We start from the raw sequence: 13,685 nt of genomic DNA on the forward strand, positions 1-13,685 counted from the left end.
TATTCTGAATGTGTGTTAATTGATAACCTTGGGGTTTGCAGCCGTTTCTTTTTTGCTGTTTTTAAAGCCGTCGATAACCAATAAAGTTGCGCCTACTACGATAAAACTGTCGGCCACGTTAAACGCGGGATAGTGCCAGCTTTGCCAATAGAATAGTAAATAGTCAATCACATGGCCGTGTTGGAAACGGTCAATCACATTGCCGAGCGCGCCGCCGATAATCATGGACGCACCAATTTTTCCAAGTATATTGAATTGATTTCTAACGATTTCCCGAGCCAGATAGCCGCAGATTACAATAGCTAAACCGATAAAAAAGAATTTTTGCCAACCGCCCGCATCTGCCAGGAAGCTAAATGCCGCTCCGGAATTGTGTGCCCGAGTAAGATCAAAAAAGTTTGGAATAATATTTAAACGCTCGTATTCTTGGAAATTTTTGATAACCGCTAATTTAGTGATTTGGTCGAGAACAATGGCGAAAACGGCAAGTAGCCAATAGCGTGTGTTGGATGGTTTTGTTTTATTCATATATTTTTGCTGAGGTTAAATCAGGGTTGCCATTTTACCTGATTCGGTTTGATGCTGGGGTTAATTTATGAAATCAAAAACTTAATTTTTAAGCAAATATTAAGTAGGAGAAAGAGCCTGTCTGAAATAAGCAAGATGAAACATGCAAAAAAAAAACGCCATCTAAATCAAGGGATATGAAATAGATGGCCAAACACATTACGGGGAAAACGTCTTACTCACTTACTTGCGGTTAGCAAGTAACGTCTATCAGACAGGGCGAATAATAAATTAGTTCCCGAATAATCGGCAAAAAAAAACTTAAAGGCGTGAATATATGATAAGCGGTGTTCTAAGATTGGTTTAAATGACACAGATCAAAGTTTGGTAATTTTCGTTGTTTGTATAAATGAAAGGAAATTTATTAAAAAATAATCGGTTATGGGAATAAGTTGGATTTTGGTTGTTTTTAGATAAAAAAAACCATCTATACCAAGGGGAAAGTATAGATGGCCAAACACATTACGGGGAAAACGTCTTACTCACTTACTTACTCTATGAAAAGTAAGTGCTTGTATGACTGGGTAGGCCATGAATAGTTCCAAAATTAATATGTTAAACAATGTAAATAGAATACTTTTAATTATAACGGTATGAAATATAAGCAATTAAATTAATAAATAATTTGAGAATTTTAATCGGGATTGATGAACTGCCACTCACCGGGAGCCAGATTTCCGGTTTCCCAGCGACCGAAACGCAAACGGTGAAGTCGTTCAACACGGTTGCCTGCTGCTGCGACCATGCGTTTGACTTGATGGTATTTTCCTTCGGTAATGGAAAGCAGTAGCGTAGTGGGGCTGCTCAGTTCGGCATCTGCGGCGACGATGATTTCGTTTTCATCATGCAGTAATACGCCCGCTTTTAGTGTATCGCATAAAGTTTGGTCGGCGGGATGTTTGAGTGTTACTTGATATAGTTTGGTAACTTTGTGTTTAGGCGAAGTCATGTTGTGATTGAACTTGCCGTCATTGGTAATTAGCAATACGCCGGTAGTGTCTGCATCCAATCGGCCGACCGCTTGCATGCCGACTTGCCTCATATGCTCGGGAAACAGGCTGAATACACTGGGATAGTCGCGTGGTTTGTGTGAGGTTTCGTAATTTTCCGGTTTGTTGAGCAGAATGTAGAAATAGGGTTGTGGAATAACAATGAGAGGTTTTCCGTCGATTGATAAGCTGGTTACATCATCCGGATTAATCATGCTTTTGGGTTGGTTTGCAAGCGTGCCATTGATTTCGATGCAGTCGTTTTCAATCAGCCATTGGCATGTTTTACGGCTGCCTATGCCTTGGGATTGAATATATTTTAAGAGTTGCATGACAGATAGGATTATTGATGAAATATGCTTATTGTATAGGAAAATGCCTGTCTGAAAGGAAATTATGATTTTTCAGACATTATGTTTGTATGCTGAGTAACATAATCATTGTTTAATCAAAGATGTATCATGCCGTGATCGTCCGGAATGCGGGCGGCTGCCTTGTAGATATCGATAAGGGATTTTAAAAACATCACGGGTAGGCCGATAACCGTTAATGAGATAATCAGATGTACGGTTGCTGCAGCACGGTCTCCTATCAGCAAGTGATGCAAACCGAATACGCCACCGAAAAAACCGCTGATAATATAGGTAGACTTATTAATGGTACGCATTCGTTGGAGCTGCTGCTCTTCAGGAGAAAGAAGGCGCTCTTGAACAAAGATTGAATAATTGTTTTCATCTGCAGCTTCTGCAACAGCTTCCGCTCCAGCCGATTCTGTGTTGTTTGTCGGGATTTGGTTCAATGCTTCCCAAAGCTCGGGATGGGTTTGAAATAATTTTACGTCATATTCAGCCTTGGCAGCCGGCGTAGATAAATTATCTTTGATTTCTTGCAATTGGTTCAGCGGAAGTAACTTCTGTTCAGCCGCCTGTGACAGGGCTTTGTTGACTTGCTGCGAATCTGCGCCGGCAGGTAAGTTGAGCAAACTGTAAAGATTTTTCATGAGCGATACATTTCTGAATGTTGAATATTTATTTTTTATGTATAACTCATGTTATTTTAAGTTAAGTAAAAAATCAAATTAAAAATAATTTATAAAAGTTATAAATATTGGATGAGCGGATATGAGTTTGTTATAACTCTTTATAATTATGCAGATAGTGTAAAATATCGGGCTATTTTGACTGTGTCATTAAAGCAAGGAATGAGATATGTTGACCCTATATTATTTGCCCGGAGCATGTTCGTTGGTGCCTCAGGTTGCTTTAGAGTGGGCTGATGCCGATTATCAGGCTGTAGAAGTTCCGCGAGATAAAATTAAATCTCCTGAATTTCTGGCATTGAATCCGATGGGGAGTGTGCCGGTTTTGCAGGAAGGGGATTGGACGCTGTCGCAAAATATCGCTATTTTGGAATATATTAATGAGCTCTATCCGCAGGCTTTGGTATTGGGTAGCGGTAGTGCGAGGAATAGGGCGCAAGTTCGAAAATGGTTGGCATTTATGAATGCCGATCTGCATCCTGCGTTTGCGCCTTTATTTGCGCCGCAGCGTTTTGTTGACGCGGAAGAAGAGCAGGCAAAGTTGCGCGCTGTGGCTGCAGGTAGGGTTACGATGTTATATGCTTATCCGCATGAAGTATTGAGCAAGCAGCCTTTTTTGGTCGGAGAGAAAACAATTGCTGATGTGTATCTCTATGTTACTTTGCGTTGGGCCAAAGCTTTAGGGCTGGATTTGAGTTTGTATCCTGCATTTACAGATTTTTATCGGCATATGGAGTTTGACGAAGGTGTGCAGAACGCTTTGAGGAAGCAGGGTTTACTTTGAGTGTAAACAATGCCTGTCTGAAATTTCAGACAGGCATTGTTTTTTTAAGATAATTTATACAAACCAGCCACGTACTGCTTCTAAGCCATGATGGTTAATGCGTGCATCGGCATGGGCTTGTGCTTTGGGTTTGGCACGATAGGCTACGCCGATGCCGGCAGCTTCAAGCATCGGGATATCGTTGGCGCCGTCGCCTATTGCTAATACTTGTTTAGTATCTAATCCGAGAGCATTGCGGTGCTCAATGAGCAGATTGGCTTTGGCTTGTGCATCAATGATGCGGCCTTCAAGTTGGCCGTTTAATATGCCGTTGGTACTGCTTAGTTCGTTTGCATAGGCATAGTCTAAGCCGAGTCGGCTTTTCAGGCGGTCGGTAAAGAAAGTGAAGCCGCCGGATACCAGCATAAATTTCACGTTATGTTTTTTACATTCTGCCAAAAGGTATTCGGCTCCAGGAGAAAGCTGTAATATTTGGTCGTAAACCTGTTGCAATACTTGCTCTTTCAAGCCTTTGAGCAGGCTTACACGTTGGCGCAAGGATTGTTCGAAATCCAACTCGCCGCGCATGGAGCGTTCCGTAATGGCGGCAACTTCGTTTTTTAAACCTACTCCGGCCGCTATTTCATCAATACACTCAATCGTAATCAGAGTGGAATCCATGTCGCTTACAATCAGCCCGAGTTCTTCAAATTTCATGTCGGGCAATATGGCAAAATCAATTTTTTGTGTGTCTAAATCTTCAGCAATATCAGTTGGCAGGCAAAAATCGGCGGATATGGGAATCCGCATGCTGGTGTGATTGTGTGGTGGAGGCACGGTAATGTAGCGGGCGAGCCGGCTTAGATTGCAGGATTTAATGGAGGGATGCTGGAGAACGAGGGCGTAAGACATAATAAATTAAGCTCAAAAATAAGGCGGATTATAGCCTAAATGCCTGTCTGAAAAATATGGTTGTTATTGGGGAAGTGTTTCGCTGTGCAGAATAAAGCAAATCCCCGAACCAATGGCTCAGGGATTTCAATGTTTGGCACGCCCACGGGGAATCGAACCCCGGTTACCGCCGTGAAAGGGCGATGTCCTAACCGCTAGACGATGGGCGCGGATAATTTGTTTTGGCGCACCCGGAGCGATTCGAACGCCCGACCCTCTGGTTCGTAGCCAGATACTCTATCCAACTGAGCTACGGGTGCGAGAAAGAATGCTATTCTATGTATTGTACTGATGCTTGTCAACTATTTTGTCGCGAAAATTTTGAAGAAAAGGTAAAATAAATAATTATTGTTTGAATTTCATGGAAATTTTAGTATGTCGGACTTGATGTGCAGATGGCCTTTGCTGGCATCTGCATTTGCCCGTTTGGAGCGGCCGGTAGTGATTGTGGACTTGGAAACTACGGGCGGCAAAATGCTGACTGACCGTATCACGGAAGTGGCGATGCTCCGTTTTGAGCGGAACAAAGTGCTGAGTCGTGAGTGGTTGGTTAATCCTCAGAGGCCGATTCCTCCATTTATTACCGGCCTGACGGGTATTGATGATGAGATGGTTAAAGATGCACCTGAGTTTGCCGCGATGGCGGAAGAGTTGTTGCCGTTTTTGCAAGGTGCGGTTGTGGTTGCGCATAACAGCCGGTTTGACTATACGTTTTTACGCCATGAGTTCCAGCGTGCGGGCATAGACTTTGCAGCACCTGCTTTGTGCACGGTTCAGCTTTCCCGCAAACTTTATCCGCAATTTCATAAACATAATTTAGACAGTATTATCGAGCGTTGCGGTATTGTGATGGAACAGCGTCACCGTGCGATGGCTGATGTGTTGGCATTGGCTGAGTTTTTGGAAAAAGCTTTATCTGAACGTGGTGAGAAAGAGTTTGAGGCACGAAGCAGAGCGTTGATGCATCCGAAAATGTTGCCTGCGTGGGTACCCTCTGATTTGGCTGATCAGCTTTATGCGTTGCCGGATCGCCACGGTGTGCTGATTTGGTTGGACAAAGGCGGGCGGGCGCTTCATTTGATTGAGCATGAACACGCTTTTTCTGAAGTGGCCTCTCATCTGCATTCGGCCAAGCCGGATTATGCACTGCAAGCAGTGGCTGTGCGTTTTATTCCGGCTGTGGGATGCTTGCATGCTTTGTGGTTGAAGGCGCAGTTGGCTCAGGAATATGGGTTGAGGCATGAGCAGGGTACGAAAACTTATTTGACCGTGCGCTTCCGTGCGAGTGAAACGGGGGAATTGCAGGCAAGAATCGAACCGTTATACTCCGGTAAACATTTTCAGAAACCTTATGGTTTGTTTTTGCACAAAAAATCTGCCAAAAGAGCGTTAATAGCATGGGCGGCAGAAATGGATTTGTGCCCTTCGGTGTTGGACATTTTGCCGCAAACGTATGCGCAGGGTGTGCCGTGTCCGGCGATGGCGGCGGGAAAATGTGAAGGCAGTTGCGCTTCGGAAGGTGGAAAATCCTTGCACAACGAGCGTGTGTTGGCGCGCGCCGGATTGCTGCCTGTTGCTGATTGGGGGCGCATGCATGATATTGAGATAATGGAAACCGATGGTTTAAACGGGCAATGTGTGACGTTTCGTTGCACGGGTGGTGCATTGTCGTTACCCGACGGTAGTTGGTATTTTGATGAGGGGTTGCCTGCTTTGTTGAAAACGAAATTTAAATTGGGTAGCCGCGTGGTGAAAATGTTGGGCTAGAATCTGTTTAGGATTAAAAATGCCTGTCTGAATATTTTTCAGACAGGCATTTTTAATAATAAGGTTTACATGTTTTGCAAACGGGCGATACGGTTATCTAAGCTTGGATGTGTGCTCAGAAGTGAATCTTTGGCTTCGCTTGCGATGCCCATAGCCGTCATATTTTGAGGGAGATCACTGGGGTTTCCTTTCAGGCGTTGCAAAGCGGCAATCATTTTGGGAGTACCAACCAGTTTGGCGGCACCGGCATCTGCCCGGTATTCGCGTTGGCGGCTGAACCACATCACGATAATGCTGGCTAAGAAGCCGAATAAAATCTGTAAAACCATGCTGACAATAAAATAGATGCCGCTGCTGGTTTCGCCTCGGTCGTTAGTGGCAACCATATTGGAAATAATGCGCGAGAGGAAAATTACAAAAGTGTTGACCACGCCTTGGATTAAGGTAAGTGTAACCATGTCGCCGTTGCCGACATGTGCCATTTCATGCGCGAGGACGGCCTCAACTTCGTCACGGGTCATATGGTTTAGCAAACCGGTGCTGACAGCTACCAGCGAATTGTTTTTGCTCGGGCCGGTGGCAAATGCGTTTGGCTCTGGAGAGTCGTAAATGGCTACTTCGGGCGTTTGTATATTCCATTGGCGGGCTTGGGCTTCCACAGTTTTAAGCAGCCATGCTTCCAGCTCGTTTTCCGGTTGGGTAATTACTTCGGCGCCAACGGATCGTTTGGCAACCATTTTGGATGTGAGAAGTGAGATGATTGAACCGGTAAAACCAATAACGGCAGAGAAGGCAAGCAGCCCGGCCGTGTTGTTTGGATCACCGTTTAACCCTAATATGCTTAGAATAATGCTGATTACCACCAAAACGGCGATGTTGGTCAGCAGGAATAAGAAAATGCGTTTCACAAGTTTCCCTTCTTGAATATGTGTATTGCTTTAGCTCAAAACAGTGTGGCTATTTTCGCAAAAACCATTCAAAAGAAACAGCATGGTTTGGGCAAAGGTATGCAAATTTGCACGGAGTTTGTTGTTTTGTTGTCTATAAGCTGTAAAACCTTATTATTTCATGACTTCGTGTTGCGCGGTTTCGCTGTTATATATTTTGTTGTTTGAATTTAAAATGACTTAAACTCAAATATTATAACAATGCCTGTCTGAAGCATTTTCAGACAGGCATTGTTATATTCTTGAAGGGAAGATACTTATCTGCGAATCTGCCCGTTACCTAAAACAATCCATTTCTGGCTGGTTAATCCTTGCAAGCCCACGGGGCCGCGGACGTGGATTTTATCGGTGGAAATGCCGATTTCCGCTCCTAATCCATATTCAAAACCGTCTGCAAAACGGGTTGAGGCGTTGACCATTACGCTGGCGCTGTCGACCAGGCGCAGGAATATTTGGGCATCGGTGTAGGATTCTGTAACGATGCTGTCGGTATGGTGGCTGCCGTGGGTGTTGATGTGGGCAATGGCTTCGGCCATGTCGTCAACAATTTTTATGGCCAATATCGGTGCGAGGTATTCCGTGTCCCAATCTTCGGCTGTTGCGGCTTTGATGTTGTTTAATATGGATAATGTGCGGGAGCAGCCGCGTAGCTCGACGCCTTTTTCTGTGTATTTTTCCGCTAAAACCGACAATATTTCTTGGGCTCGGTTTTGATGTATCAATAGGGTTTCCATGGTGTTGCATGTGCCGTAGCGGGAGGTTTTTGCGTTGAATGCGATGTTTATGGCTTTCTCTTTATCTGCTGCTTGGTCTATATAAACGTGACATATGCCGTCGAGGTGTTTTATGACCGGTACGCGTGCTTCGGCGGAAATTCGGGCAACCAAATTTTTGCCACCTCGGGGAATGATGACGTCAATCAAATCAGAGCTTTGCAACATGGTGCCTACGCCTTCTCGGTCGGTATGTTCAATGAATCCGACAGCCGCCGCCGGTAACCCGTTGGCCTGCAATGCTTGTGTGATGAGTTTGGCGATAGCCGTGTTGCTGTTGAACGCTTCGCTGCCGCCGCGCAATATGCAGGCATTACCTGATTTCAAGCACAATGCGGCTGCGTCAACGGTAACATTCGGGCGGGATTCGTAAATAATACCGATTACGCCGAGCGGAACGCGCATTTTTCCGATTTGCAAACCATTTGGGCGGGTGCGGAATTCGTCCATCTCGCCAACCGGATCGGGTAGGGCGGCAATTTGGCGCAGACCCTCACACATGCTTTCTATCGTGCTGCCGGTGAGTTTCAGGCGGTCGAGCAAGGCGGTGTCCAATCCTTTTGTTTCGGCTGCTTTTAAGTCTTCTGCGTTGACTGCAAGAATGGCGCTTTCGTGCTGTTTAATTAGCTCCACCATATTTAAAAGGGCGGCATTTTTTTGTGCGGTCGTGGCTGAGGCGAGTTGATAATAAGCCTCTTTGGCTGCTTTTGCTTTGGCGCGGACATAATCTTGTATGCTTTGCATGGAGTATCTCTATTTCTGTTGATTGGCTTTTCGTCAATATTATAGAAATCTGAATGATTTGCAAGCGGGGGAGCGCTGTGGCCGAAAAGCTTAATATGAACAATGCCTGTCTGAAAAAGCTTCAGACAGGCATTAAGTTATTACGGGCTATACGGTTTGTGAGTATCTTACTTTGGTTTCGCGATGCCGTAAGTGGTAATCGAATATCATGGCAATGTTACGGATGAGGAAGCGGCCTTTGGGGCTGACGGTGAGGCTGTGGGCATCAAGTTGCAGCAGCTCTAATTGTGCCATTTGGTTTAAGTCTTGAAGCTCTTGCTTGAAATATTCGTCGAACTGGATGCCAAACTGCTCTTGGTATTCGGAAAAATCAAGTGAGAAGCGGCACATTAGGTCTTGGATGATTTGACGCCGCAGAATGTCGTCTTGGGTGAGCTGGTAGCCGCGCATGATGGGCAGGCGGTTTGCATCGAGAGCGGCGTAGTAGGCATCGATATCTTTTTCGTTTTGCGCGTAAATGCTGCCGATTTTGCCGATGCTGGATACGCCTATGGCAATGAGATCGCAATCGGCGTGGGTTGAATAGCCTTGAAAATTACGCTGCAGGCGGCCTTCGTGTAGAGCAATGGTCAGTTCGTCGGTCGGTTTGGCGAAGTGGTCCATGCCAATAAACTCGTAGCCGCGTGCGGTTAGGGTTTGTACGGCATATTGAAGAATATCGAGCTTTTCTTCGCTGTCGGGCACGGCATCGGTATCAATACGGCGCTGGGGTTTGAAAATATGCGGTAAGTGGGCATAATGGTAAAGGGCCAGTCGATCAGGGTCGAGTGACAGTACGGTTTCAATGGTCGGTTTGATGCTGTCGAGTGATTGGTGGGGTAGGCCGTAGATTAAGTCAACACTTATAGATTTGAATCCGGCTTCGCGCGCGGCATCAATTACTTCACGGGTTTCGGCCTCTGTTTGAATACGGTTGACGGCTTGTTGCACTTTAGGGTCAAAATCTTGAATGCCTATGCTCATGCGGTTAAAACCGAGCTTGCCTAAATGGAATACGGTGTCTCGGCTGACTTTTCTAGGGTCGATTTCTATTGAGTATTCACCCGTAGGGATCAGGGTAAAGTGTTTGCTTATCATGGCAAACACGCGTTCGATTTGGTCATCGTTTAGAAATGTAGGTGTACCGCCGCCGAAGTGGAGCTGGGCGAGTTGGTGACGGCCTTTTAAGTGTGGTGCCAAGAGTTCCAGCTCGCGCTCGAGATATTGGATATAGGTATCGGCGCGTGCTTTGTCTTTGGTAATGATTTTGTTGCAGCCGCAGTAGTAGCAGATGGTATTGCAGAATGGTATGTGGATATAGAGTGATAGGGCTTTATCGGGTTTGTTTTCCTGCTGTGTTGCTAATGCTGAGATATATTCCTGTTCACTCCAGCTAGAATCGAAGCGGTCTGCAGTAGGATAAGATGTGTAACGCGGGCCACTGGCCGGAAGGCTGGCGATAAGCTGGCGGTCAAATACCGGTAGCATGTGGTCATGGATTGTTATGATTTTCATTTAAAAAATTTTATTATGAGCGATAAATGTTTTTGATGGTTTGTAGGGAGTTTGCCATAGTCAAATGGAAACCCGTTTGATAGAATGCGTCTATTATGAATAACAAGCCTTGACTTGCGTCAAGAACATATGAACAAAGCGATAAGAAATAGGCAATTATTTAAACCGTGAAACGGGTATGCATTATGATTACACACACGAATTCAGCAATTAAGACTTTATGTTCTTCTTGCTCTCTGCGCGAACTGTGTATGCCGGTAGGTTTGGTTCCTGCTGAGTTTGAGCAGTTGGATTCGGTTATCAAGCAAAGCCGCCGTTTGAAAAAAGGCGAATATTTGTTTCGCACCGGTGAAGTGTTTACTTCGCTTTATGCTATCAGAACGGGCTTTTTCAAAACAACTGTAGCCAGTCAGGATGGACGCGATCAAGTAACCGGCTTTTCCATGTCGGGTGAACTAATCGGGATGGACGGTATTTGCTCGCATATGCATAGCTGCGACGCAGTCGCTTTGGAAGATAGCGAAGTATGTGAGCTGCCTTTTGCGCATATGGAGGAATTGGGTAAGAGAATCCCCAGTCTGCAAGCCCATTTTCTGCGCTTGATGAGTCGTGAAATTGTAAAAGATCAGGGTGTTATGCTGCTTTTGGGTAATATGCGCGCAGAAGAACGGATTGCTGCATTTTTATTGAACCTTTCTCAACGCTTGCAGGTGCGCGGTTTTGCAGCCAATGATTTTATTCTCCGCATGTCGCGTGAAGAGATAGGCAGCTATTTGGGCTTAAAGTTGGAAACGGTAAGTCGAACATTATCTAAGTTTCATCAGGAAGGCTTGGTTCAGGTAGAACATAAACATATTAAGCTTTTAAATCCCGAGGCGCTTAAGAAGATGGTTTCAGGTTGTGTACATGCAGTAGAGTAAGATGTAGGTTAATTAAGTTAACAATGCCTGTCTGAAAAATTTCAGACAGGCATTGTTTGTTATTGAGCATGGTTTTATAGTCAACCAACTTAATTTGTAATACAAGGCAACAAGCCGAAAACAGTACAAACAGTACGGCGAGGCGCAGCAACGCCGTAGTGCAAAGTTAAGTTGGTTGACTGTATTACTTAAATGGAAAAGTCTTCTTCAATAGGCTCATAAAGTAATTTATCAATTTTTTCTCTGGTCAGTCCGGGGGAGAACATATTGATAAACTCATAAGCGTAACCACGCAAATAAGAGTCTGGTCGAAGTGTAATCGCCGTGTAAGAAGACTCAAACAGATGGGATGCGTCTATCATCTGTAATCCCTGATCGGTGTCAGGGTCGAATGCCATCTGAGCCATAATACCAATGCCCAAACCGAGCTTGACATAAGTTTTTAATACATCTGTATCTGCGGCAGCCAGAACAACATTCGGATGCTCGATTTTTGCTTTGTTAAAAGCATGTGAAATACATGAATTGCTGTTGAATGCAAATTCATAAGTAATCAGCGGGTAAGCCGCCACATCTTGTAACCGTATGGCGGCGGCAGTATTGAGCAGAGGATGCCCGTCAGGAATCACGATGCCGTGAGTCCATTTTGAGCAAGGGATGCTGCGTAGCTCATCAAAGCTATCAAGTGATTCCGTTGTAATGGCAAAGTCTGCTTCACCCGACAAAACCATCTGCGCCAATGTAGACGGGCTGCCTTGTTTGATTGAAAGCTGTACCTTAGGGTACTTTTTAACGAATTCGGCAATAATCGAAGGAAGCACATAGCGTGCTTGGGTGTGTGTGGTGGCAATAGTCAGGATACCGCTGTTGTGATCGGTAAACTCTTTACCGATATTTTTAATATTGTGTACATCATGCAATACACGCTCAGCTAATACCAACACCGCTTTTCCAGGCGGAGACACAGATATGATGCGTTTCCCGCTACGGATGAAAATTTGAACGCCAAGCTCTTCTTCTAATAACCTTATTTGTTTGGAAACGCCAGGTTGCGAGGTAAAAAGCGCATCAGCTGCAGCTGAAACATTAAGGTTTTGACGGTAGACTTCCAATACATAACGCAATTGTTGTAATTTCATAATGGTGTGGGAAAAAGTTGAATGAATAAAGCTTTGTAGGCTTTATACGACAAAGTGGAAATCACTGTAGCATATTTTGTAAGAGGATTACGGCGAGAGCCTAGAGTGAAACTGATAAAGGGTTTGTTTTTTCTGAAATTATATAAACAATTAAAACGCAGTTTTACGAACAAAAGCGTTATAACGATGTTGCTTTTGTGCAACTGCTGTAAGGAATGTCGGTTGATTTGCCTTTAAATAAATGACACGAAGTTGATTTTTCGGCATGATTCATAACTAGGAAGCGGGCTTTTAAGCAGTCGTATAAAACATTCGCTATTGACAGTTTGTGCTTGGCTTCTTTATAGTGCAAACCTGAAATATCCGAATTGCTGCGGCAGAGTGCTGTGGCCTGTATATTGTGATGTACAACAGAAGCCGGAGGGCTTGTTGTACGGCAATCTTTAGATGAGGGAATAATAATGACCAAACAGCTTAAATTAGGTGCTTTGATCGTTGCCGCTATCGCTTCTGGCAACGCTATGGCAAGCGAACCGCACGGTAAAGACGGCTATGTAATCAGCCGCGAATCTCATGAAGTTGTACGTAATAACTACGGTGAGTGCTGGCGTGACGGTTATTTCGATAAAGACGCCCATGGCCGTGTTGAGTGTGGCGACGCTGTTGCTGCTGCTCCTGTTGCACCTCAGTACGAAGAAGAAACAGTAGCTTTGTCCGCTAAATTCCTGTTTGACTTCGATAAATACACTCTGCGTTCCGAAGCTACCGAAACTCTGAACAACTTGGCAACCCGCTTGTCTGATGCCCGAGTTGAAGGCGTTCGCGTTGAAGGTCATACTGACTTCATGGGTTCTGACGAATACAACCAAAACCTTTCTCAAGAGCGTGCTAACGTTGTGGCTAACTACTTGGTTAACCGCGGTGTAGCTGCTTCTAAAGTAAGTGCCGTTGGCTTGGGTGAGTCTCAAGCTCGCATGACTGCTACTTGTGAAGCTGAAGTAGCTAAATTGGGCAAAAAAGTATCTAAAGCAAAACGTCGTGCTGCTCTGATTGCATGTATTGAGCCTGACCGTCGCGTAGATGTTAAGATCCGTACTTTAGTAACCAAACAGGTTTCTGAAGGTCAAGCTGCTCAAGGTGAGCGTTCTGATGTAGATTCTGGCTGGCATCCTCAAAATAATAAATATCACGGCTTCACTCGTCCGTAATATTTATTTAAGCATTAAAAAACCCTGCATTTGCAGGGTTTTTTATGCCTGTCTGAAAATTTTGAGGAGTCTGTGCCAACTGTTGATTGATAGTTATAGTTAATCGACACATTAATATAAGGCAGTAAGCCACGGACAGTATAGGTGGTATGGGACTGATCTTGTTGCTGCTTTAGCAGCTTACAAAATTGTTCTCTTTTTGGGTTAAGGCGCAGTAATGGCGTACAAAAGTTAAGTTGATTGACTATAGGCTCCCAAATTCCGATGTTTTAAAATGTTGTTCGGGCTTGTCGTGTTATATAGGTATTGTTTGCAGGCTTGATT

General features: G+C 44.7%; 12 protein-coding genes and 2 tRNA genes. 4 read left to right on the forward strand and 10 right to left on the reverse strand.

Going from position 1 to position 13,685, the window contains the following annotated elements; genetic code table 11:
• Window positions 1-15: 15 nt before the first annotated feature.
• The 3 genes from lspA to AKG09_RS01170 form a co-directional block, all read right to left on the reverse strand.
• Window positions 16-528, reverse strand: coding sequence for a signal peptidase II (lspA, locus tag AKG09_RS01160; protein WP_054617674.1), 513 nt, complete (start codon window positions 526-528; stop codon window positions 16-18).
• Window positions 529-1,201: 673 nt separating this feature from the next.
• Entirely contained in the window at window positions 1,202-1,888 is a 687-nt protein-coding gene (locus tag AKG09_RS01165) for a pseudouridine synthase (protein WP_054617675.1), read from the reverse strand.
• A 116-nt stretch (window positions 1,889-2,004) separates the two neighbouring features.
• A complete protein-coding gene (locus AKG09_RS01170; RefSeq protein ID WP_054617676.1) occupies window positions 2,005-2,556 on the reverse strand; it encodes a hypothetical protein in 552 nt (183 codons plus the stop codon).
• A 208-nt stretch (window positions 2,557-2,764) separates the two neighbouring features.
• On the opposite strand from AKG09_RS01170, the gene AKG09_RS01175 reads away from it, so the two are divergent.
• Window positions 2,765-3,379 (forward strand): glutathione S-transferase family protein, encoded by a 615-nt coding sequence (locus AKG09_RS01175; RefSeq protein WP_054617677.1) that lies wholly within the window; start codon window positions 2,765-2,767, stop codon window positions 3,377-3,379.
• Between the two features lie 54 nt (window positions 3,380-3,433).
• On the opposite strand, the gene serB is transcribed toward AKG09_RS01175, so the two are convergent.
• The 3 genes from serB to AKG09_RS01190 form a co-directional block, all read right to left on the reverse strand.
• On the reverse strand, window positions 3,434-4,270 hold the full coding sequence (gene serB, locus AKG09_RS01180) for a phosphoserine phosphatase SerB (protein WP_054617678.1): 837 nt from the start codon (window positions 4,268-4,270) through the stop codon (window positions 3,434-3,436).
• Window positions 4,271-4,404: 134 nt separating this feature from the next.
• Window positions 4,405-4,479: transfer RNA gene (locus AKG09_RS01185), tRNA-Glu, on the reverse strand.
• A 13-nt stretch (window positions 4,480-4,492) separates the two neighbouring features.
• Window positions 4,493-4,569: transfer RNA gene (locus AKG09_RS01190), tRNA-Arg, on the reverse strand.
• Between the two features lie 115 nt (window positions 4,570-4,684).
• Here AKG09_RS01190 and AKG09_RS01195 point away from each other — a divergent pair.
• Window positions 4,685-6,076 carry a 3'-5' exonuclease family protein gene (locus tag AKG09_RS01195; RefSeq protein WP_054617679.1) on the forward strand — a complete coding sequence of 464 codons (1,392 nt, stop codon included), beginning with the start codon at window positions 4,685-4,687 and terminating at the stop codon, window positions 6,074-6,076.
• A 65-nt stretch (window positions 6,077-6,141) separates the two neighbouring features.
• On the opposite strand, the gene htpX is transcribed toward AKG09_RS01195, so the two are convergent.
• The 3 genes from htpX to hemN all read right to left on the reverse strand — a co-directional run bounded on the left by htpX (window position 6,142) and on the right by hemN (window position 10,094).
• A complete protein-coding gene (gene htpX / locus AKG09_RS01200) occupies window positions 6,142-6,984 on the reverse strand; it encodes a protease HtpX (RefSeq protein WP_054617680.1) in 843 nt (280 codons plus the stop codon).
• Between the two features lie 296 nt (window positions 6,985-7,280).
• A complete protein-coding gene (locus tag AKG09_RS01210; RefSeq protein ID WP_054617682.1) occupies window positions 7,281-8,540 on the reverse strand; it encodes a glutamate-5-semialdehyde dehydrogenase in 1,260 nt (419 codons plus the stop codon).
• Between the two features lie 147 nt (window positions 8,541-8,687).
• The gene (gene hemN, locus AKG09_RS01215; protein WP_054617683.1) at window positions 8,688-10,094 is read right to left on the reverse strand and encodes an oxygen-independent coproporphyrinogen III oxidase; all 1,407 of its coding nucleotides are present in this window, start codon (window positions 10,092-10,094) and stop codon (window positions 8,688-8,690) included.
• A 185-nt stretch (window positions 10,095-10,279) separates the two neighbouring features.
• Between hemN and fnr the strand changes: the two genes are divergently transcribed.
• A complete protein-coding gene (gene fnr, locus AKG09_RS01220) occupies window positions 10,280-11,014 on the forward strand; it encodes a fumarate/nitrate reduction transcriptional regulator Fnr (protein WP_054617684.1) in 735 nt (244 codons plus the stop codon).
• 188 nt (window positions 11,015-11,202) lie between these two features.
• Here the strand turns inward: fnr and AKG09_RS01225 are convergent, their stop codons facing one another.
• Window positions 11,203-12,153: a CysB family HTH-type transcriptional regulator gene (locus AKG09_RS01225; RefSeq protein WP_054617685.1), complete on the reverse strand. Its 951-nt coding sequence runs from the start codon at window positions 12,151-12,153 to the stop codon at window positions 11,203-11,205.
• A 461-nt stretch (window positions 12,154-12,614) separates the two neighbouring features.
• Here AKG09_RS01225 and AKG09_RS01230 point away from each other — a divergent pair, with 461 nt between their 5' ends.
• Window positions 12,615-13,361, forward strand: a complete 747-nt coding sequence (locus AKG09_RS01230; protein WP_054617686.1) for an OmpA family protein — start codon at window positions 12,615-12,617, stop codon at window positions 13,359-13,361.
• Window positions 13,362-13,685 lie beyond the last annotated feature (324 nt).

The sequence above is a fragment of the Neisseria sp. 83E34 genome (assembly GCF_001308015.1).
In the GTDB taxonomy this organism is placed as follows: Bacteria; Pseudomonadota; Gammaproteobacteria; order Burkholderiales; family Neisseriaceae; genus Neisseria.